Origin of the sequence: Thalassovita taeanensis, assembly GCF_900110775.1 — a bacterium.
Classification (GTDB): Bacteria; Pseudomonadota; Alphaproteobacteria; order Rhodobacterales; family Rhodobacteraceae; genus Litorimicrobium; species Litorimicrobium taeanense.
The window spans coordinates 59,248-77,966 of sequence record NZ_FOEP01000006.1; the positions used below are offsets into that span (position 1 = coordinate 59,248).

The window sequence follows — 18,719 nt, forward strand, 5'->3', positions numbered from 1 at the left end:
ACGCAAAAGGCGCACCACGGGGGCGCGCCTTTTTCTTCGTGGAAACTTGTGGCCCTAGCCGAACACTTTGGTCAGTGCGTTATCGACCGAGGTGAGGATCTGGTCGATATCATCCTTGGTCGCAATCAACGCCGGCGAGAAGCACAGCGTGTTGTTATAGCCGGGAACCGAGCGGTTGGTGGCGCCAATGATCACGCCCTGCGCGTTGCAATCGCCAACCACAGCCTGCACCAGCTTTTCCGCCGCCGGGGTTTTGCTGACACGATCCGACACCAGCTCGGCCCCAAGGAACAATCCCTTGCCGCGCACATCGCCGATCACCGCATGTTTGTCCTGCAACCCGGCCAGCTGATCAAGCATATACTCGCCCATCGCCGTGGTGTTTTCCAACAGCGCCTCATCCTCGATGATGCGCATGTTTTCCAACGCCGCTGCCGGGCCTGCGGTACAGCCGCCAAAGGTGGAAATATCGCGGAAATAGTTCAGCGGATCCTCGGCGTTGTCCTTGAACATGTTGAACACCTCTTCGGTGGTCACGCACACCGCGATGGCGGCATAGCCCGAGGCCACGCCCTTGGCCATCGTCACGAAATCCGGCTGGATGCCGTAGTGCTGATAGCCGAACCAAGTGCCGGTACGGCCCACGCCACACACAACCTCGTCGATATGCAGCAGGATATCATATTTCTTGCAGATCTCCTGCACCCGCTGCCAGTATCCCAAGGGCGGCGTGATCACGCCACCGCCCGCGGTGACCGGCTCAAGGCACAGACCGCCCACGGTATCGGGACCTTCGCGCAGGATCACCTCTTCGATGGCGTCGGCGGCGCGCTGGCCATACGCCTCGCCGGACAGATCGCCCCAGCCCTGATCGGCGGCGCGGTATTCAAGGCAATGCGGCACGCGGATGAAATCCGGCGCCAGCGGGCCGTATTGCATGTTCCGTTCGTCCTGACCGCCCGCCGACAAACAGCCGATCGTGGTGCCGTGGTAATCACGGTCGCGGTACAGGATCTTGGTTTTCTTGCCGCCATAGCGTTTGTGCGCGATCTGGCGCACCATCTTGAACGCCTTCTCGTTCGCCTCGGACCCCGAGTTGCAATAATAGGCGCGGCTGAGGCCCGGCATCTTCGACAGCAGCTTTTCCGAAAACAGCGCGCCGGGGATCGATCCGGCGGACCCTGCGAAATAGTTCAGCTTGATCAGCTGGTCGCGCACCGCATTGGCAATGCTTTCGCGGCCATAGCCGACGTTGACGGTCCAGACCCCGCCGGACACCGCATCAAGATGCTCTTTGCCATGCTGATCCCAGACCCGCATGCCCTTGCCCTCGACGATGATCCGCGGATCCGTCGTCTCATAGGGTTTGTGCTGGCTCAGGTGGTGCCAGACATGGGCGCGGTCCGCGTCCACGACTGCTTGAATATCATTGTCGAATTTGCCGTCCATCATGATGACGCTCCGTCTTGCGGTTTCCGCTGTGGAATATTGGGGTTTTGAAACGCGAAAAGCACGTGCCGGGGGCACGGGCCTGATACAGTATATCACACTTGAAATGCGCAGAAGAAATAGGGCCAGAATTGCTGTTACAATAGGGCCAGTTTTCTGGTGCCCGTTCGCGTAATATTTATGCGATCGGGATAGTGCGCTGAATTCCAATGAAAATTCACCGCCGCACCCCGCGCAAGGAGCGGCCTGACGATGGATGCGCGGCGGGCAAGCCTAGAAAATCATTGAAGGGAATCAGCTTTTCCGCTCGGATTGTGGGCACGAGGCGATGCTGCTGATGTGGCATCCCCGACAAAACAAAAGAATCGCGAGGATAAATCGCGTCAAAATCGCGCCAAAGATGCGTGACACCGAATTTACCCGTCCAACAGCGGGTCACACCTACGGGAGCTATGAATGACACTTAAATTCAAGATGATGTCCGCCGCCGCAACCCTTGCCTTGCTGGCCGGTGCGGGCGCGGCCCGCGCCGCAGACGAGATCACCGTCGGCTATTTTCTGGAATGGCCGATGCCGTTTCAATACGCCAAGGTGATGGAAACCTATGACAGCGAAATGGGCGTCAAGGTCAACTGGCGCGCGTTCGACACCGGCACCGCCATGAGCGCGGCCATGGCAAGCGGCGACGTGCAGCTGTCGGTCAGCCAGGGCGTGCCGCCCTTCGTGGTCGCCACCAGCGCCGGGCAGGACCTGCAGATCGTCGATGTGGCCGTGTCCTATTCCGACAATGACAACTGCGTCGTCGCCAGCGCGCTGGAGATCGACAAGAACAGCGCGAAAGAGCTGGAAGGCAAGAAGGTGGCGGTGCCACTGGGCACCTCGGCGCACTATGGCTTTCTCAAGCAGATGAGCCACTTTGGCGTTGATATCGGCAAGATGGAGGTCGTGAACATGGCCCCGCCCGAAGGCGCCGCTGCAATTGCGCAGGGCGCTGTCGACATGTTCTGCGGCTGGGGCGGATCGCTGCGCCGCGCCAAAGAGCACGGCAATGTGCTGCTGACCGGCACCGAGAAGGAAGAGCTGGGCATTCTGGTGTTCGACGCCACCTCCGCCCCGGCGTCGTACGTGGCCGAGCACCCCGATCTGGTGGCGAGCTTCCTTAAAGTGACGGCGGATGCCAACGCGATGTGGGCCGCAGGCGACATGAAGGATGAAATGCTGGCGGTGATCGCCAAGGACAGCGGTATGGATCTGGATGCGACCGCGGCCACGATCTCGACCTTCGTGTTCCCGACTGTGGAAGAGCAGCTGGGCCCGAAATGGCTGGGCGGTGGGGCGCAGCACTTCATGAAGGGCGTCGCCAACGTGTTTGTCGAGGCGGGCAGCATCGACGCGGCGCTGGACAGCTATGACAGCACCGTCAACACCGGGCCTTTGACGGCAGCCAGCGGCATGTAAGCGGAAGGGCGGGGCGCTGGCCCCGCCGATCCTGACCGGCACGGTGGGATCTGCCTTGTGCGGCTGTGGTGGCAGCGGCGCGGGCGGATGCCTCCGGCGGGGATATTTTGAAAATGTGAATGCGGGGCGCGGCTCTGCCGAGTGAGGGCGTGTATGTCGGAACTCTCGATACAGAATTTGTCGATGCGGTTTGATTTGCCGAACGGCAGTTCGGTTCAGGCGCTGAAGGATGTCAGTCTGGATCTGAAAAGCGGCGAGCTGATGAGCGTGCTGGGGCCATCGGGCTGTGGCAAGACCACGCTTCTGAATATCGTGGCCGGGTTTCTGGCGCCCACGGAAGGCCGGATCGTGCTGAACGGGCATGAGGTCAAGGGCCCGGCGGCGGAGCGCGGCATGGTGTTTCAGCAAGGCGCGTTGTTCGAGTGGATGAGCGTGCGCGACAATGTCGGGTTTGGCCCGACGATGAAGGGCATGGCCCGCGCCGAGAAGCGGCAGGTCGTTGATCACCTTCTGGATGTGACCGGGTTGGGCGCGTTCAAGGAAAAGGCGGTGTACGAGCTGTCGGGCGGGATGCAGCAGCGCGTGGCGCTGGCGCGCTGTCTGGCCAATGACCCGGATGTGATCTTGATGGACGAGCCGCTGGGCGCGCTGGATGCGCTGACCCGCGAGAAGATGCAGGGGCTGGTTCTGAAGCTGTGGAAAGAGACCGGAAAGACGATCATTCTGATCACCCATTCGGTTGAAGAGGCGTTGTTGCTGGGCGAGCGGTTGGTGGTGATGGCACCGCGTCCGGGGCGGGTTCACCGCGAATATAGACTGCCGTTTGCCGATATCGGCGTCGATCAGGATCTGCGCGAGGTGAAGAAGCTGGCGGAATTTGGCGACAGGCGTGAGGAAATCCTGAGCATGATCTGGGACATGGAAGAAGAGATCATGGGCCGCACCGAAGGAGCAGGCGCATGATTCCGTTTCTGATCTATGTGGCGATCTTTCTGTTGTCCTTCGCCGTGGTGCGCGGCGGGCTGAGGCGGTATTTCACGCGGCGGGATTTCACCTCGCTCAAGACCGTGACCTTTGGCGACGAAAGCGCCGTGCGCCCCGACCGGGCGGCCAGCGTGATTTCGGTTCTGACGATTTTCCTGCTGTGGGGTGCGTTCACCGGCAGCAAGTGGGTGCCGGTGCATGCGCCGGGGCCGTTCTTGGGCGACACCTCGTTCACCTATACGGCCGAGGCGGCGGACGGTAGCCGCGACGATGCGGTGGTGCATGCGCGGGTGTTCCGGCTGGGCGAGACGGTCGAGGCACCTGTGGTGGCGCCGGGCGCGGGGTTTGCCAAGGATGATGTGGTCACGGTGGCGGCCTGGCGGTCGGCGCTGATCCGGGCCGATGCCAACGATACACTGACACGCAAGGACGGGGCCAGGGTCGTGGCCATCGACGGTCAGCCGATTGCCCCCGGTGGCGCGGTGATCACCGATGCGGGCCGGGTGGCGATGACGCCCAAGGGCACGCTGAATTATGCCCCTCCCAAAGGTATGCAGATGGAGCCGATCTGGCTGCCCCCGCCCGAGGCCGTGGTATCCCGCGTCGGCGAGATCGCGCGCGAGGGCTATCAGAACTTCACCCTGTGGCAGCATCTGGGCTGGTCGCTTTACCGGGTGGTCGCGGGATTTCTGCTGGGCGCGCTGGTCGGTATTCCGCTGGGCTATGCCATGGGGCTCAGCGATTGGTTCCGCGGCTGGTTTGACCCGATCGTCGAATTCATGCGCCCGGTGCCACCGCTGGCGCTGATCCCGCTGGTGATCATCTGGGCCGGGATCGGTGAAAGCGGCAAGATCATCCTGCTGTTTCTGGCGGCGCTTTGGATCATGACAATCGCGGCGCGGGCCGGGGTGTCGGGCGTGCGAATTTCCAAGGTGCACGCGGCCTATTCGCTGGGGGCCAGCAAGTGGCAGGTGCTGCGGTATGTGATCGTGCCCAACAGCCTGCCCGAGATTTTCACCGGGGCGCGGGTGGCGATGGGCGTCTGCTGGGGCACCGTTGTGGCGGCTGAACTGGTCGCCGCCGAGAAAGGCGCAGGCATGATGATCATGGTCGCCAGCCGGTTCCAGCTGACCGATATCGTAATCATGGGGATCATCCTGATCGGGATCATCGGCTATGGCATCGATATCCTGATGCGGATGGGGGAAAAATGGCTGGTGCCGTGGAAGGGCAAGGGCTAGGCCCACATGCGCTGACCGATCGGCAAAGGAAAACGCCCCAATGGGGCGTTTTCGCATTTCGGGGGCAGGGCGCGGCGCAAGGGCGCGCGCTGATCACTCCCGTGTCAGGGTCGCATCGCCCGCGCGCATCGGGCCGGTGGCGCGGTCAAACCGCAGATAGGCAATGGCGCGCCCGCCCGCTTGGGTGAATAGCGTGCCCGCCTCTTTCTCGCCTGCCATGATCGGCGTGCCGACCGGCGCGCTGCCGGTGATCGCTACCGTGGTCAGCCCCTTGCGCAGCTCGGTCTTGTGCTTCATCCGCGCGGTGACTTCCTGCCCGACATAGCAGCCCTTGCGGAAATCAACGCCGTGCAGCCGCTCGAACCCGGCCTCAAGGATGAAACTGTCTGGCGTCAGCTCGATACCGGTTTCGGGGATGCACTGCGCCACGCGGATCGCATCCCAATCGCTGCCGTCATCGCCGCCCTCGGCGCCATACAGCCGCCAGCCAAGCGATGGATGGCGCGGATCGGCAAACGCCCCCTCAGGCGCCGGGCCAGTGCCACGCCTGACCGCAAGCGGCACCGGCTCGATCTGCACATCGGCGCGCAGCTTGTACATGGCCAACCGCTGCGCCAGCATCGGCGCAAGGCTGCTGTCCACATCCAGCAAGATCGCGTCCCCTTGCGGCACCAGAAAGAAATCGGCCATGTATTTGCCCTGCGGCGTCAGCAGTGCGGTATAAACCACGCCATGATCCAGCCCATCCACATTGTTGCTGACCAGACCCTGAAGGAAGTGCCGGGCATCCGCCCCGGTAATACGAAATATACTGCGGCTCATTTCTGTCTCCCGTCCTGCGCGTGACTGTAATATAGCGCGGGGCAGGCAGAGCAACAGGGGACAGACATGCGCGCGGCTTTATCGGTGATCATTCCCACCCTCAATGCGGCCCCCGGCCTGCCTTCCTGCCTTGCCGCCCTGATGGAGGGGCTCGAGGCTGGCCTGATCCGCGAGCTGATCATCTCCGACGGCGGCTCGACCGACGCAACCCTTCAGATCGCCGAGGAGGTGGGCGCGCAGATCATCACCGGCCCGCCGTCGCGTGGCGGCCAGATCAAGCGCGGCATCGCTGCGGCGCAGGGCGACTGGCTGCTGGTGCTGCATGCCGATACCCTGCTGTCGCCGGGCTGGTCGAAACTGGCGCTGGCGCATCTGAACAGCCCACAAGCGGCCTGTTTCCGGCTCGGCTTCGATGCCGCCGGGCTTGCCCCCCGCATGGTCGCCGGATGGGCCAACCTGCGCACCCGCGCCTTCGGGCTGCCCTATGGCGATCAGGGCCTGCTGATCCCGCGCGCCCTGCACGACCGCATCGGCGGCTACCGCGATATCGCGCTGATGGAGGATGTGGCGATCGCCCGCGCCCTGCGCGGACAGATCACCGTGCTGCCGGTCACTGCCCGAACAAGCGCCGCGCGATACGCCCAAGCAGGTTGGGTGCGGCGGGGCTGTCGGAACCTGTGGACCCTGACCCGCTTCCTGTGCGGGGCCGACCCAGACGCGCTTGCGCAAGCTTATCGGCGCTAGGGCCATCGCTGCGGAACTGCAACTGATGCAGCTCGGCGTAAATTCCGCCGCGCGCCAGCAATTCGTCATGCGTGCCCTCATCGACCACGCGGCCCCGATCCATCACCACGATCTTGTCGGCATTGCGCACGGTCGACAACCGATGCGCGATCACCAACGTGGTGCGGCCCTTGGACAGCTTGTCCAGCGCGTCCTGAACCACTTGCTCTGATTGCGCGTCCAGCGCGCTGGTCGCCTCGTCCAGCAACAGAATCGGCGTGTTGCGCAGCAAGGCGCGCGCAATCGCCACGCGCTGCCGCTGCCCGCCCGACAGGGATGAGCCACGCGGGCCCACCGGCGTCTCAAGCCCGCGTGACAGCTTGGGCAGGAAATCAGCGACATGCGCCGCCTCCAGCACCGACTTCAGCTGCGCTTCGCTGACATCTGTCCGCCCCAGCAGGATATTCTCGCGCAGGCTTTCGTCGAACAGGGCCGCATCCTGCGACACGACCGAAAACAGCCCGCGCAGATCGACCAGCGACATCTCACGCGCCTCGATCCCGCCAATCAGAACCTTGCCGGACTGTGGATCAACAAGGCGCGTCAACAGGTTGAAAATCGTGGACTTTCCTGCGCCCGAGGCCCCGACCAAGGCCGTGGTTTTCCCCGCAGGCGCGGTCAGCGTCGCACCGCTCAACACGGTCGTGTCGCCATAGGACAGCTGCACATCGCTCAGCCGCACTTCGGGCGTGCCCAGCGGCGCAGGCTTGGGCCGCGCGGGCGAGGTCAGCAACGGCTGGGTATCCAGCAATTCCTTGATCCGCTCGATCGCGGCGGCGGCGTTTTGCCAGACACCCGTGACCGAGCCAAGCCGCCGCAGCGGCTCGAACGCAAAGCCGATGGCGGTGAAAAAGGTCATGAACTGGCCGATGGTTTTTTCGCCCGCGATGATCTCGGCGCCGCCAAACACCAGCACCCCCAGAAACCCCACCCCGGCCATGATGTCGATCAGTCCCGGAATCGCGGCGGCGCCCAGCTTGGCACGCACCTCGGCGCGGACCAGATCATTGGTCAGCGCGCGATAGCGGTCAGATTGATATTGTTCCAGCCGGTTCAGCTTGACCGGCACGATGCCGTGAAACACCTCGTCCAGCCGCGTCGCCAGACGTGCGCCCAGATCACGGGCCTCACGCGCGCGGCGGCGCACGAATTTCTGCACCACAGCCGAGGGCAGAACCATGATCGGTGTGCCGATACAGGCCACCAGCGTCCATTGCCAGTCAACGCTGATCGCCACCCCCATCAGGATCAGCAGCGAAATCGCGTCGCGCCCGGCACCGGTGATCACCGCGTTCCAGACCTGCCCGACCGATTCCACATCGGCCTGCACCCTCTGGATCAGAAACCCCGGCGGGTGGGTCTGGTGAAAACTGCCGTCCAGCCGCATCAGATGGTCCAGCATCCCGGTGCGCATATCCGCAGCCGAGCGTTGCGAGATCAGCGACAGCAGCGCCTTTTGCCCAACGCTGGCCACAGCGCGAATGACAAAGATTGCCATAATCGCACCACCAACCCACCAGATCGCGGTTTTTTGGCCCTCAATAAACACCTGATCGAACATCGGCCGCATGATCCAGCTGAGCGCGCCCAGCATCGACCCTTCCAGCGCCATGAAGAACAGCGCCGCCAGCAGCAGCCACAGATGCTTGCTCAGGTAATTCGACCACAGCCAGCCCATCAGCCGGGTGCTGGGGACCTCGCGCGTGCTCATGCGGGGATCTTCCGGCCGTTGTCGAACCCGGCCTGCAAGGCTTCTGGGTCGTATTCGGTGGTCACCCATTGCTCGAACCCGACCGGGTCGCGGGCGTTGCGCGCGGCATAGACATCCAGCATGTAATCCAGCACGCCGGTCTTCGACCATTTCAGATGCAGGTATTTCACCGACAGCATCTTGCGCGCCTCTTCGACCGGCTGGCCTTCGATGACCATCAGGTACATCGCGCTGGCCAACCCGGCACGGTCGGCCCCGGATTTGCAATGCATCATGAAGGGGCGATCGATGGTGCGGAACGCCTCGATCACCTGCAACAGGTTCTCGCGCGGGGCCGCTTTGCGCGCGTGCAGCGGGATATTGACCATCGTCATCCCCAGCGCATCACAGCTTTCCTTCTCGAACAGATACCGCGCGTGGCGCGCCGTGCCGCGCAGGTTCAAAACCGATTTGATTCCCATCGCGGCATAGTCTTCCAGCCGCTCATGCGTCGGATGGTTTGACCGGTACACCCCCGGCGCGATCTGGAAAAAGTTCGTCCAGTGGATCCGCAAAATCGCGTGATCCAGCCAGTTGTAATGTCGCATCGCGCGCTTGCGGTCCTCGGGCTTGGAAATATCGTAATCCGAGGCAAGGCGCAGGTCGCGTTCCCACTGTTTCAGCTTTTCAAGAGGGTTCATCAGCGTCCTATGCCTGTTGTTCGCGCGTCTTGTAGTGTTTTGCCCAAGCTGAGGCAAGTTTCTGCACATTTCACGCAGGGTCACAACAACCAGCATTTGAAGCGACAGCCATTCAACCCTATGTGGTGTTGATCGGACGGAAATTCCACAGGGCATGCAGGCAAGTTGAGTATGAGTGATATCGCAATCGAAACGCTGGGAAAAACCCGGCTGCGCCTGTTTCATGCCCGCGTTGACGGCAGGGCCTGTAAAATCGCCATGGGCGCCTGGGCGGTCTATCTGCCGGGGCTTCAGATGAAACTGATGCATTCGGTGCATGGCGACGTGCATTGCATTTATCACAAAGCCCCCAAGCGCGAACACGTTCTGGCCGGGAAGCCGGTCAAGAACAAAGTCCCGGCCGAGGAATGGAAAGCCGCCTTTACCAAACCCGTCACCCGCCGCGTCGCAGAAAACTACATCTGCCTGCAACGCCTCTATGCTGCCGGGATCGGACCCGAACCGCAGGGTCTGGTGATTGTGCCGCAATACCGCTCGTGGTTTTCACGCGGGCCGGGCTATACCGCCGGCTACCGCGTCGCCAACCTTTATTCCTACCCGCCCAAAGCCCCCACGACCGAGGATCAGCTGCGCGCCGCAGGCATCGTTCCGGACCGCTCGCTGGCCACGATCCGTGAACAGATCAACGGCTATGTCAGCGACTTGAACTCGGTCAACGGCGCCATGCCCGAAAACGCCGAAGCCGAAGTCGCAGCCCTGACCGCGCACCTTGATCGGGCGATGGCCCATGCTCGTGCGGCATAGCAGCCAATTCGCCGCCCCCGGCGATTGACCTTGCCCGCCCGATGGATAGTGTCACCAGAAGATCACTCCTGGAGAACCTGCATGAACCTGTCCAACGGTCGCCCCTATCTGGCCATTCCCGGCCCCTCCGTCATGCCCGACGACGTGCTGCGCGCCATGCACCGCGCCGCGCCCAATATTTACGAGGGCGCGCTGGTCGAGATGACCCAGAGCATCATCCCCGATCTGCGGCGGGTGGCGCGCACGGCGCATCATGTGGCGATCTATATCTGCAACGGCCACGGCACGTGGGAGGCCGCCCTGTCAAACGTGATCGCCCCCGGCGACCGGGTGCTGGTGCCCTCGACCGGGCGGTTCGGCCACGGCTGGGCCGATATGGCCACGGGGTTGGGGGCCGATGTGCAACTGCTCGATTTCGGTCGCAGCGCCCCGTTTGACCTGACCCGGATCGAACAGGCGCTGCGCGCCGACCCCGAACACCGGATCAAGGCGGTTCTGGCCAGCCATGTCGATACCTCCAGCGGTGTTCTGAATGATATCAAGGGCCTGCGTGCCGCTCTTGACGCCGCCGGGCATCCGGCGCTGTTGATGGCGGATTGTATCGCCTCGATGGGCTGCGACCGGTTCGAGATGGACGCATGGGGCGTCGATATCGCCATCACCGCCAGCCAGAAGGGCCTGATGACGCCGCCGGGGCTGGGCTTTGTGTTCTTTAATGATCGCGCCGCCGCCGTGCGTGCCACCATGGCGCGCGTCAGCCGCTATTGGGATTGGGTGCCACGCGCCGCGCCCGAACAGCCCTATCAGTATTTCGGCGGGACCGCGCCGACGCATCACCTTTATGGCCTGCGCGCCGCACTTGATATGATCCACGCCGAAGGCATCGAAAATATCTGGGCCCGGCATGACGTGCTGGCCCGCGCGATCTGGGCCGCGTGCGAGGTCTGGGGGCAGGGCGGTCCGCTCACCCTCAACGTTGCCGACCCCGCGCACCGCAGCCGCGCCGTGACCGCGCTGCGGCTGGGCCTGCCTTACGGCGCCCAGCTGCGCAAGTGGGTCGAGGTGAACGCCGGCGTGACGCTTGGCATCGGGTTGGGCATGTCCGAACCCGGCGATCCCGACGGCAAAGGGTTTTTCCGCATCGCCCATATGGGGCATCTGAATGTGCATATGGTCATGGGCATGCTGGGGGCGATTCAGGCCGCCTTTGTGGCGCAATCCATTCCACATGGCGCTGGGGCGATGGATGCGGCGGCGGCGGTGATCGCGGCAGGCTCACACGCCTGATTTCTGCACCTGCGATATGCATGCTTTGTGCATGTCGTGTGCATCGGATGTGCAGCGCGGTTTGTGTCGATTTCGCTGCGCTGCCGCGCATTCGGTTGGCGGGCGGCCAGCGGGCGCGCAGGGACTAGCCCTTGCGCGCGTCCGCCAGCGCCAGCGGCAGCAGTTCGGCCAGTAATTTTTGCTCCTGCGCCCGGCCACAGCTGATGCGGATGCAGCGGTTTTGCGGGGCCACAAAAGGCATCCGCACAAACAGCCCCCGCGCCACAAGTCCATCCAGAACCGCCTTGGCAAACACCCCGTCACGGCCACAATCCACCGCCACGAAATTGGTCGATGACGGCACCACGCTCAGCCCGTTGTCCGCCGCGATCCGACCGATCTCGTCGCGGGCTTCGGCAACCTTTGTGCGGGTCTGTGCCAGCCAGTCCTGATCCTTCAGCGCTGCCAAAGCGCCGATCTGTGCGGCGCGGTTCATGCCGAAATGGTTGCGGATCTTGTTGAAGCTGGTGATCAGCTCCTCGGCCCCCAACGCATATCCCACACGCGCCCCGGCCAGACCGTAAGCTTTTGAAAAGGTGCGCATTCTGATCACGCGCGGGTCTTCGATCTCGACCGGCGCAGCAGTGCTTTCTGGCGCCAGTTCGACATAGGCCTCGTCCAGCACCAGCAGCGTGCCCTCGGGCAGGTGCTCAAGCGCTGCCATGATCGCGGCACCGCTGTGGCATGTGCCCATCGGGTTGTCGGGGTTGGCCAGATACACCAGCTTGGCATCGACCTCGGCGGCCTTGGCAAACAGCGCCTTGGGGTCCTCGTGGTCGCCCGCGTAAGGCACCTTGTGCAGCACGCCGCCAAAGCCCGCGACGTGGTAGTTGAAGGTCGGATATGCCCCGTCCGAGGTCACAACCGCATCGCCCCGGTCCACCAGCATTCGCACCAGATAGCACAGCAACCCGTCGATGCCTTCGCCGACCACGATATTGCCCATCCCGACGCCATGAAACGCCGCCAAAGCCTCCCGCAGGTCGTAACTTTCGGGGTCGCCATACATCCACAAATCAGCGCTCGCCGCCTGAATTGCTGCAATCGCAAAAGGCGATGCCCCAAAAATATTCTCATTCGCCCCCACCCGCCCCAAGAAGGGCGCGCCGCGGCTGCGTTCCTGCGCTTCGGGGCCGACAAACGGCACGGTTGCGGGCAGGGTTTGGGTCAGGTCTGTGTATCTGGGTCCAGTCATTCCGCCACATAATCGCAACTGCGGCAGGCGGGCAAGCGGTTGAAATGCCTGACAGTGTGCTTATATGCGAATAACTCGCAATAATGAGGGCCGTGCAATGCCCAACCTGTCTCGCCGCAGCTTTCTGGCCGCCAGCCTTGCTGCCACAACGGTACGCAGCCTGCCTGCTCTGGCCACACGCACCGGCGGCGGGCGGCGTATTCTAACGCTGGTCTATGATAAATCTCTGGGAATGATGCGTGCCGTGGACCGGCTGGTGCCCTAGGGGCGTTTGTGCCCTCACGTCGCGCTGGCTTTTACGCGGTTTTTGCGGTGAACTCTGCCCAACCAGAGGAGGACCCCCATGAGCCGCGTATCCGTTGAGATCGAGAACCATATCGCCCGCGTCACCTTGACCCGCGCTGATAAGATGAATGCCGTTGATCAGGAAATGGCCGAGGCGATCGTCGCCGCTGGAGAAGGTCTGATTGGCAATGCCGATGTCCGCGCGGTTGTGCTGTCGGCAGAAGGCAACGGGTTTTGTGCCGGGCTGGACCTGTCGAATTTCGCCAAATTTGCGGCCGGTAATCCCGAAGATCTGGTGATGCCGCGCAGCCATGGCTCCTCGAACCTGTTTCAGCAGGTGGCGATGGTCTGGCGCAAGGTGCCGGTGCCGGTGATTGCGGCGCTGCACGGCGTGGCCTTCGGGGCTGGGTTTCAACTGGCTCTGGGGGCGGATATCCGCATCGCGCACCCCGAAACCAAGCTGGCGGTGATGGAGATGAAATGGGGTCTTGTGCCCGATATGGGTGGGATGGCCCTGCTGCCTGCTCTGACGCGCTCGGATGTGATCCGGCGGATGACCTATACCGCCGATCCGGTGCTGGCGCCGCAGGCGCTGGAGTGGGGGCTGATCACCGAGCTGTCCGACGATCCGCTGGACGCGGCGCTTACGTTGGCCGCTCGGATCGCGGGCAAAAGCCCTTCGGCAATGCGGGCGGCCAAGCGGTTGATCGAGGTGGCCGAAAGCGGCGCGGACGAGGCTGTTGTTCTGCTTGAAGAAAGCCGCGAGCAAGCGGCGCTGATCGGCAAGGCTGATCAGATGGAAGTGATTGCTGCGAACATGCAAAAACGCGCCCCGGTCTTCAAAGGCTAACCTGTTCGCCCTCGGTTTGCCCCGGGGGCATCACTTAAGAAACGTGCGCCTTGCGTCGCGGGCGATTGCGTACGTCAGGTCCGGATCGGCGATATGGCCATCAATTCCCTTCCCTTTTCAGGGTCGGAATTGTCGCGATAAGCCGCGCGCGGCCTCAAGTGCAGCTTTCGAGATGAACTTTTGAGCGGTGAGGTTTTCTGCACACTGCGCGAAGCTCAGGTTCTGATCGAAAGACGGAGGTGGTACTATAACACGGTTGGGCCGCGTAGCGCTCCGGGCTTATCGTCCGCCAGCGCCAGAAAGTATCGTCCCGACTGGGGCCGTCTTTGTTCAAGGTCGCCCGAGGCGCAATTGCTGTGCTACCCAAAGTGCCCCCGCTCGGGGCTAGATTTTCCGCGTATTGAAGCTGTGGACTGTGAGGTGCGGATCGTGACACATTCCTGCAACATCGCATGCGCCGAACGTGCAGCATGTCCTCTTGCCCCCAAGCGCCACAGCGCCCGTCCGACCGCGCCTGCCGGGTGTGTGTCTTTTAGATTGTATTCATCGTCTAAGGCGCTGACTATTAATTATAAAAGCCATTCATCTGGCAAGTTCTCTGCTGAAGATCAACGCTAAACTCGGATTTCGAATTAGCAGATGGTGAACCGCCTGAAGAGTGTAAGCCACAGTCGGGCATCGCCCCTTTCACCGCCCTACAAAGCCAGAACCGTCAGGTTCTGGCCCCCCCGCCCGCCGCAGGCGAGGGGGATCTTTGATCACCCCAGTTCGGCCAGCCGTGCGAGTGCGGCGTTGAGGGTGGTTTCCTCTTCTTCGCGCGCGGTCAGGTTTTCGCGGGCTTCGGCGACGACCTCTTCGGGGGCGCTGGCGACGAATTTTGGGTTGTTGACGCGACCTTTTAGGCCTTGGATTTCCTTTGCCAGCTTCATCAGCGTCTTTTCCAGACGGGCTTTTTCCTCGGCCACGTCGATGATGTCGGCCAGCGGCAGGCCAAAGCTGCCACCCTCGACCGGGATGGTCACGGTGCCCTTGGGGAACGTGGCCACTTCGGTCAGGCTGTCGATGCGCGCGAGGCGTTTGATCATCACCTCGTTGCGATCCCAAGCCGCACGGCCAGCCGCGTCCAGATCGGACAGCAGCATCGGGATATGCAGGCCCGCGGGCACGTGCATCTGGGCACGGGCCGAGCGGACGCTTTCGATCAGAGCCACAACCCAGTTCATTTCCTTGTCGGCATTTTCGTCAACAAGATCAGCGGCTTGATAGGTCGGCCAGTCGGCGTGGATCAGCATCTTCGACCGCTCACCAGTGTTGGCCCACAGCTCTTCTGTGATGAAGGGCATGATCGGGTGCAGCAGGATCAGACACTGGTCCAGAACCCACCCCATCACCACGCGGGTTTCGTGTTTGGTGGCCTCGTCGCCGTCCATCAACAGGGGCTTGGACAGCTCGACATACCAGTCGCAGACCTTGCCCCAGACAAAGCCATAAAGCGCGCTGGCGGCATCGTTGAAGCGGAAGGCATCAAGGGCGGCGTCGACCTCTTCACGTACTTTGGCGACCTCTCCGATGATCCATTTATTGACCGTCTGAGTGGCGTCGGTAGGACGTCGGTTTTGCGTCGGTATTACGTCGGTATCATATACGCCGTTCATTTCGGCAAACCGGCAGGCGTTCCAGATCTTGGTGCTGAAGTTGCGATAGCCCGCGATACGCTGGGTATCGAGCTTGAGCGCGCCACCGAGCGAGGCCATGGCGGCATTGGTAAAGCGCAGCGCGTCGGCGCCGTATTCGTCGATGATGTCGAGCGGGTCCACCACGTTGCCGGTGGATTTCGACATCTTCTTGCCCTTGGCGTCGCGCACCAGCCCATGCAGATAGACGGTATGGAACGGGATCTGATCGACCACGGACAGCTGCATCATCATCATCCGGGCGACCCAGAAGAACAGGATATCCGTGCCGGTGATCAGCACATCGGTGGGGAAGTATTTTTCCAGCTCTGGCGTCTGATCCGGCCAGCCCAGGGTGCCAATCGGCCAAAGGCCGGAGGAGAACCAGGTATCAAGCACATCAGGGTCGCGCCAGACCGGATAGACCAGCTTGGTCGGGTCGGTATCAATGGCATATTGCGCCAGACAGGCGGCCAGCGTTTCCATGGCGGCCTGTTTGTCGGCCACCTCGACGATGGTGGCGTGGCTGATCGGGGTCGGGGTATCTGCCAGCTCGTCACGGAAGGCATCCTGCACGCCATCGAAGTTGGCGGCACAGTGGTGCACGTCGCCCCAGTGCAGCATTCCGCCTGCGTTCAGAAGGCGGCCCAGTTCGACCACGTCCAGATCACCATCGCCTTCGTCATCGACGAAGTCGGGGGCGGACAGGTCAAGCCCGTACCAGACCGGAATCTGGTGGCCCCACCAAAGCTGACGCGAGATGCACCAGGGTTCGATGTTTTCCAGCCAGTGGAAATACACTTTCTCGTCCCGCTCGGGCAAGATTTTGGTGTCGCCGTTGCGTACGGCCTCGAGCGCGGGATCGACGATCTTGGTGGTATCGACGAACCACTGATCGGTTAGCATCGGTTCGATCACGACCTTGGAGCGGTCGCCGAAGGGCTGCATGATCGGTTTGTTTTCGACGAAGGGGATTTCGATCGTGGTCTCTTCGCCGGTTTCGGCGTCGGTGGTGGTCTGGGGGATCATCACGGCCAGACCTTCGGCGGTGATGTCGGCGATGACCTTTTTGCGCGCCTCGAACCGGTCGAGGCCGCGATACTCTTCGGGGACCAGATTGATCGGCGTGGCATCGGCGGGGGCAGGGGCACCCTTGGCGATGGCCTGTGCCTGTTCGGCGGCCTCGGCGTAGGGCAGGCCGTCGCTGCGCATCTGGCCCTTGGTGTCCATCAGCGCATAAAGCGGGATGCCGTTGCGGGTGGCGACGCCGTAGTCGTTGAAGTCATGCGCGCCGGTGATTTTCACCGCGCCCGAGCCGAAATTCTTATCGGGGTATTCGTCGGTGATGATCGGGATCAGGCGGCGGTGTTCCTTGGGACCCACCGGGATTTCACACAGCTTGCCGACGATCGGCGCATAGCGTTCATCCGAGGTGTGCACCGCAACCGCGCCGTCGCCCAGCATGGTTTCGGGCCGGGTGGTGGCGATCGAGATATAGTCGCGCTCTTCGCTGAGCGTGACGTTGCCGTCTTCGTCTTTCTCGACATAGGTATAGGTCTCGCCGCCCGCGAGCGGGTATTTGAAGTGCCACATATGGCCGGCGGTCTCGATATTTTCGACCTCGAGGTCCGAGATGGCGGTTTCAAAATGCGGGTCCCAGTTGACCAGGCGCTTGCCGCGATAGATCAGGCCCCTGTTGTACATATCCACGAAGACGCGTGTTACGGCCTGCTGGAAATGCTCGTCCATGGTGAAGGCGTTGCGCGACCAGTCGCACGACGCGCCGAGGCGCTTGAGCTGATTGACGATGGTGCCGCCGGATTCCTCTTTCCATTCCCAGACCTTGTCGAGGAACGCCTCGCGGCCCAGTTCGCGGCGCGAAGGCTGTTGGGTTTCGGCCAATTTGCGTTCCACGACCATCTGTGTGGCGATGCCTGCGTGGTCCTGACCGGGCTGCCAGAGCGTGTCAAAGCCGCGCATCCGGTGCCAGCGCACCAGAATATCCTGCAAGGTGTTGTTGAAGGCGTGGCCCATGTGCAGGCTGCCGGTGACGTTCGGCGGCGGGATCATGATGCAGAAGGTCTCAGGACGGCTGGCATTGGCGCCTGCGGTGAAACAGCCGGCCTTTTCCCAGGCCTGATAGAGGCGGCTTTCAGCCTCGGCCGCGTTGAAGGTCTTTTCCATCGCCATGGCGTGTCTTCTCCGGTGCGCTTTGAGTTGGCAAAGCTCTAGCGAATGGGGCGCCTGAGGGAAAGGTGGCAGGCGACAAAAATGCGGCGTTGACGGTGGGAAGCGGTGGAACAGGGCGCGGTTCTGGGGCAATCTGGCGGTAACAGGCCAAAAGGGCGGAAACGATGCAGGACGTGCAGGCTTACGGATTTGACGGCAAAGGTGGGGCCGTGGCGCTGCCGTGTGATGGCGTGCCCCTCGAGCAGATGGTGGCGCAATTGGTGGCGCCGCAGGGCGGTTTCGTCTGGGTCAACCTGAACCGCAACACCGATGCGGGCCGGGCGTGGCTGGAACAATCCGGCCTGAACGCCCTGGCGATGGAGGCGCTGACGGCGGACGAAACCCGGCCGCGCTGCACCGTACATGGCGAAACCGTGCTGATGATCCTGCGCGGCGTGAACCTCAATCCCGGCGCCGAGCCCGAGGATATGGTGTCAGTCCGACTGTTCATGCAGGCGCAGGCGGTGGTCTCGGTGCAGCTGCGCCCCCTGACCGCGCTGGACGACGTGATCGAGCCGATCGCGCGCGGGCAAGGCCCGGCGACACCGGGCGAATTGCTGACGCGGCTGGCCCTGCGGCTGGCGGACCGGGCAGAACCGGTGGTCGCCGCCTTGAACGAACGGATCGACGATCTGGAAGATCGCGAGCCGGGGCAGTCAGGCGCCGGAATGCGCGGCGAGCTGGCCGATATCCGCCGCATCTCGATCCTGTTGCGGCGCTACATGTTCCCGCAGCGCGACGCCCTCAGTACGCTCGAGATCGAGGAACAGGACTGGCTGACCCAACACGACCGCGCCCGGTTGCGCGAAGCCACCGAACGGGTGACCCGTCTGGCCGAAGAACTCGACGCGATTCGCGACCGGGCACAGGTGGTGCACGATCAGGTCATGGACCTGCGCGCCGAAGTGATGAACAAACAGATGCTGGTGCTGTCTGTCGTGGCGGCGATTTTCCTGCCGCTCGGGCTTCTGACCGGGCTGCTGGGCATCAACGTGGGCGGCATACCGGGGACCAATACACCCTGGGCTTTCTGGGCGGTCTGTGCCCTGCTTCTGGTGATCTGCACCTTTCAGATGTGGCTGTTCCGCCGCATGGGGCTCTTGGGCCGCTCAGGCTGACCTGCTTCTCGCGCCTCCGGCTTCTTTCCGATAAAAATACTCCGGGGTTTGGGGCAGCGCCCCAATCTGCCCGCAGGGCTGAACCTGTGCGCCGCAGGCGCTCTTTTGGAT

The 18,719-nt window shown here is 62.8% G+C and carries 14 protein-coding genes and 2 pseudogenes; 10 read left to right on the forward strand and 6 right to left on the reverse strand.

The genetic code is table 11. From position 1 onward, the window contains the following. Positions 1 to 54: 54 nt before the first annotated feature. Positions 55 to 1,449: an aminotransferase family protein gene (locus BSF79_RS10010; protein ID WP_090269914.1), complete on the reverse strand. Its 1,395-nt coding sequence runs from the start codon at positions 1,447 to 1,449 to the stop codon at positions 55 to 57. A 456-nt stretch (positions 1,450 to 1,905) separates the two neighbouring features. Here BSF79_RS10010 and BSF79_RS10015 point away from each other — a divergent pair, with 456 nt between their 5' ends. The 3 genes from BSF79_RS10015 (at position 1,906) to BSF79_RS10025 (ending at position 5,132) form a co-directional block, all read left to right on the forward strand. Then, positions 1,906 to 2,907: a taurine ABC transporter substrate-binding protein gene (locus tag BSF79_RS10015; protein ID WP_090269764.1), complete on the forward strand. Its 1,002-nt coding sequence runs from the start codon at positions 1,906 to 1,908 to the stop codon at positions 2,905 to 2,907. Positions 2,908 to 3,060: 153 nt separating this feature from the next. Further along, the gene (locus BSF79_RS10020; RefSeq protein ID WP_090269765.1) at positions 3,061 to 3,870 is read left to right on the forward strand and encodes an ATP-binding cassette domain-containing protein; all 810 of its coding nucleotides are present in this window, start codon (positions 3,061 to 3,063) and stop codon (positions 3,868 to 3,870) included. Then, the gene (locus BSF79_RS10025; RefSeq protein WP_090269766.1) at positions 3,867 to 5,132 is read left to right on the forward strand and encodes an ABC transporter permease; all 1,266 of its coding nucleotides are present in this window, start codon (positions 3,867 to 3,869) and stop codon (positions 5,130 to 5,132) included. The genes BSF79_RS10020 and BSF79_RS10025 overlap by 4 nt, the downstream gene beginning before the upstream one ends. Before the next feature lie 93 nt (positions 5,133 to 5,225). Here BSF79_RS10025 and ygfZ read toward each other — a convergent pair whose 3' ends face one another. Next, the gene (gene ygfZ, locus BSF79_RS10030) at positions 5,226 to 5,954 is read right to left on the reverse strand and encodes a CAF17-like 4Fe-4S cluster assembly/insertion protein YgfZ (RefSeq protein WP_090269767.1); all 729 of its coding nucleotides are present in this window, start codon (positions 5,952 to 5,954) and stop codon (positions 5,226 to 5,228) included. Between the two features lie 66 nt (positions 5,955 to 6,020). On the opposite strand from ygfZ, the gene BSF79_RS10035 reads away from it, so the two are divergent. Continuing rightward, positions 6,021 to 6,698, forward strand: coding sequence for a TIGR04283 family arsenosugar biosynthesis glycosyltransferase (locus BSF79_RS10035; RefSeq protein WP_090269768.1), 678 nt, complete (start codon positions 6,021 to 6,023; stop codon positions 6,696 to 6,698). 238 nt (positions 6,699 to 6,936) lie between these two features. On the opposite strand, the pseudogene BSF79_RS10040 reads toward BSF79_RS10035, so the two are convergent. Together BSF79_RS10040 and BSF79_RS10045 are read right to left on the reverse strand one after the other, a co-directional pair. Continuing rightward, positions 6,937 to 8,517 (reverse strand): annotated as a pseudogene (locus BSF79_RS10040) (ABC transporter ATP-binding protein); the annotation flags it as partial. Continuing rightward, on the reverse strand, positions 8,445 to 9,128 hold the full coding sequence (locus BSF79_RS10045) for a fused DSP-PTPase phosphatase/NAD kinase-like protein (protein ID WP_090269915.1): 684 nt from the start codon (positions 9,126 to 9,128) through the stop codon (positions 8,445 to 8,447). The pseudogene BSF79_RS10040 and the gene BSF79_RS10045, both read right to left, overlap by 73 nt. Before the next feature lie 171 nt (positions 9,129 to 9,299). On the opposite strand from BSF79_RS10045, the gene BSF79_RS10050 reads away from it, so the two are divergent. Then, positions 9,300 to 9,932 carry a hypothetical protein gene (locus tag BSF79_RS10050; protein ID WP_090269769.1) on the forward strand — a complete coding sequence of 211 codons (633 nt, stop codon included), beginning with the start codon at positions 9,300 to 9,302 and terminating at the stop codon, positions 9,930 to 9,932. An 81-nt stretch (positions 9,933 to 10,013) separates the two neighbouring features. Continuing rightward, positions 10,014 to 11,219 (forward strand): pyridoxal-phosphate-dependent aminotransferase family protein, encoded by a 1,206-nt coding sequence (locus tag BSF79_RS10055; protein ID WP_090269770.1) that lies wholly within the window; start codon positions 10,014 to 10,016, stop codon positions 11,217 to 11,219. A 124-nt stretch (positions 11,220 to 11,343) separates the two neighbouring features. On the opposite strand, the gene BSF79_RS10060 is transcribed toward BSF79_RS10055, so the two are convergent. Further along, on the reverse strand, positions 11,344 to 12,453 hold the full coding sequence (locus BSF79_RS10060) for a pyridoxal phosphate-dependent aminotransferase (RefSeq protein ID WP_090269771.1): 1,110 nt from the start codon (positions 12,451 to 12,453) through the stop codon (positions 11,344 to 11,346). Between the two features lie 97 nt (positions 12,454 to 12,550). Between BSF79_RS10060 and BSF79_RS10065 the strand changes: the two genes are divergently transcribed. The 3 genes and pseudogenes from BSF79_RS10065 to BSF79_RS19480 form a co-directional block, all read left to right on the forward strand. Beyond that, a complete protein-coding gene (locus BSF79_RS10065) occupies positions 12,551 to 12,718 on the forward strand; it encodes a Tat pathway signal protein (RefSeq protein WP_090269772.1) in 168 nt (55 codons plus the stop codon). A gap of 78 nt (positions 12,719 to 12,796) precedes the next feature. Further along, complete coding sequence (locus BSF79_RS10070; protein WP_090269773.1) at positions 12,797 to 13,588, forward strand: crotonase/enoyl-CoA hydratase family protein; 792 nt, start codon at positions 12,797 to 12,799, stop codon at positions 13,586 to 13,588. 165 nt (positions 13,589 to 13,753) lie between these two features. Continuing rightward, a pseudogene (locus tag BSF79_RS19480) lies at positions 13,754 to 13,976 on the forward strand (integrase core domain-containing protein); the annotation flags it as partial. Positions 13,977 to 14,346: 370 nt separating this feature from the next. Here the strand turns inward: BSF79_RS19480 and BSF79_RS10075 are convergent. Next, positions 14,347 to 17,451 carry a valine--tRNA ligase gene (locus BSF79_RS10075; RefSeq protein WP_090269774.1) on the reverse strand — a complete coding sequence of 1,035 codons (3,105 nt, stop codon included), beginning with the start codon at positions 17,449 to 17,451 and terminating at the stop codon, positions 14,347 to 14,349. 164 nt (positions 17,452 to 17,615) lie between these two features. Between BSF79_RS10075 and BSF79_RS10080 the strand changes: the two genes are divergently transcribed. Continuing rightward, positions 17,616 to 18,608 carry a zinc transporter ZntB gene (locus tag BSF79_RS10080; protein WP_245776373.1) on the forward strand — a complete coding sequence of 331 codons (993 nt, stop codon included), beginning with the start codon at positions 17,616 to 17,618 and terminating at the stop codon, positions 18,606 to 18,608. Positions 18,609 to 18,719 lie beyond the last annotated feature (111 nt).

What these genes read in the sequence shown, in the direction of transcription:
- BSF79_RS10050 (WP_090269769.1), top strand. Translation starts at nt 9,300, where the DNA reads ATGAGTGATATCGCAATCGAAACGCTGGGAAAAACCCGGCTGCGCCTG.
- BSF79_RS10015 (WP_090269764.1), top strand. Translation starts at nt 1,906, where the DNA reads ATGACACTTAAATTCAAGATGATGTCCGCCGCCGCAACCCTTGCCTTG.
- BSF79_RS10035 (WP_090269768.1), top strand. Translation starts at nt 6,021, where the DNA reads ATGCGCGCGGCTTTATCGGTGATCATTCCCACCCTCAATGCGGCCCCC.
- BSF79_RS10075 (WP_090269774.1), bottom strand. Translation starts at nt 17,451, where the DNA reads ATGGCGATGGAAAAGACCTTCAACGCGGCCGAGGCTGAAAGCCGCCTC.
- BSF79_RS10080 (WP_245776373.1), top strand. Translation starts at nt 17,616, where the DNA reads ATGCAGGACGTGCAGGCTTACGGATTTGACGGCAAAGGTGGGGCCGTG.
- BSF79_RS10065 (WP_090269772.1), top strand. Translation starts at nt 12,551, where the DNA reads ATGCCCAACCTGTCTCGCCGCAGCTTTCTGGCCGCCAGCCTTGCTGCC.
- BSF79_RS10045 (WP_090269915.1), bottom strand. Translation starts at nt 9,128, where the DNA reads ATGAACCCTCTTGAAAAGCTGAAACAGTGGGAACGCGACCTGCGCCTT.
- BSF79_RS10070 (WP_090269773.1), top strand. Translation starts at nt 12,797, where the DNA reads ATGAGCCGCGTATCCGTTGAGATCGAGAACCATATCGCCCGCGTCACC.
- ygfZ (WP_090269767.1), bottom strand. Translation starts at nt 5,954, where the DNA reads ATGAGCCGCAGTATATTTCGTATTACCGGGGCGGATGCCCGGCACTTC.
- BSF79_RS10020 (WP_090269765.1), top strand. Translation starts at nt 3,061, where the DNA reads ATGTCGGAACTCTCGATACAGAATTTGTCGATGCGGTTTGATTTGCCG.
- BSF79_RS10055 (WP_090269770.1), top strand. Translation starts at nt 10,014, where the DNA reads ATGAACCTGTCCAACGGTCGCCCCTATCTGGCCATTCCCGGCCCCTCC.
- BSF79_RS10060 (WP_090269771.1), bottom strand. Translation starts at nt 12,453, where the DNA reads ATGACTGGACCCAGATACACAGACCTGACCCAAACCCTGCCCGCAACC.
- BSF79_RS10010 (WP_090269914.1), bottom strand. Translation starts at nt 1,449, where the DNA reads ATGGACGGCAAATTCGACAATGATATTCAAGCAGTCGTGGACGCGGAC.
- BSF79_RS10025 (WP_090269766.1), top strand. Translation starts at nt 3,867, where the DNA reads ATGATTCCGTTTCTGATCTATGTGGCGATCTTTCTGTTGTCCTTCGCC.